Source organism: Arthrobacter sp. JCM 19049, from assembly GCF_001310435.1.
This window is the reverse complement of record NZ_BAXF01000602.1, coordinates 1-1,161: the sequence shown is the minus strand read 5'-3', so window position 1 is coordinate 1,161 and position 1,161 is coordinate 1. Positions and strand designations below refer to the sequence as shown.

At 68.1% G+C, this 1,161-nt stretch carries 1 pseudogene; it reads right to left on the bottom strand.

Features of this window, described 5'->3' with window-relative positions:
- Nucleotides 1-959, bottom strand: a pseudogene (locus JCM19049_RS14860) (APC family permease); the annotation flags it as partial.
- Nucleotides 960-1,161 lie beyond the last annotated feature (202 nt).

The following is a 1,161-nucleotide window of genomic DNA, read 5'->3' as shown; positions in this document are numbered from 1 at the left end:
CCAGGACCCGGGGCAGCGCGCCGCCGCGGCCCATCGCGTAGAAGTACCGGGCCACCACGTTGTGGAAGGCCAGCAGCGCGGCGAACAGGCTGGTGATGAACAGCAGGTTGGCCAGGTCGATGAACCAGCCGGCGCATGGCTGGCCAGGAACACGAAGATCAGATCCGGGCCGTGCTCCTGGGAGGCGCCCACCACCTGGTCCGGGCCCAGGGCCACCAGCACCGCCCAGGAGGACAGGGCGTAGAAGCAGGCGATGATGCTCACCGCGATGATGGTGGCCAGCTGCGCGGTGCGCTTGGGGTCCTTGACCTCCTGGTTGTAGATCGTGCCGGACTCAAAGCCCATGAACGCGGCAATCGAGAACGCGAGCACCGCGCCGATGCCGGGCATGAACAGGTCCCCGGTGGCAAAACCGGTGCTGCTGACCCCCTGCGGGGACTGGGCCACGGCCACCACGTCGAAGATGATCACCACCAGGAACTCCAGGCCCACCACGATGCCCAGCACCTTGGCGGAGAAGTCCACCCGGTTCACCCCCAGCATGGCCACCAGCGCCCAGGCGACCAGGGCGCACACCCACCACGGGATCGCGGTGCCCAGCACCGCGTTGACGAAGGAGGCCGCGGCGAAGCCGAACAGACCGTAGATGCCGATCTGCATCAGGTTGTAGCTGACCACCGCCACCATCGCGGCACCCACCCGGCCGGCTTGCCCAGCCCCTGGGCGATGTAGGCGTAGAAGGCGCCGGCGTTGCTCACATGCCGGCTCATGGCGGTGTAGCCGATGGCGAACACCAGCAGGATCGCCCCGAGCACGACGAAGGACAGGGGCACCCCCAGCAGCCCGGTGACGGCGAAGTTGGTGCTCACCCCGCCGGCGACCACCGTCAGCGGCGCGCTGGCCGCGATGATCATGACAACGAGGGCCGGCACGGTCAAGGTGCGCTGTTCGATACCCATTGGTTTTCCCCATTCCAGACGATGACCATCCCAGCATCTGTGAGGGGCGCCGCAGGTGTCTTGGCATTGCGCGCACACCACTTGGCATCGGGTGCAGACCTGGCCTGTGGGCGGTGAAAATCCGGCAGCGGCGCGGCGGGCCCTAGCCGGCGAGCTGCTGCCGGTAGCGGCTGGGACTCACCCCGTGGTGGGCGGCAAAGGC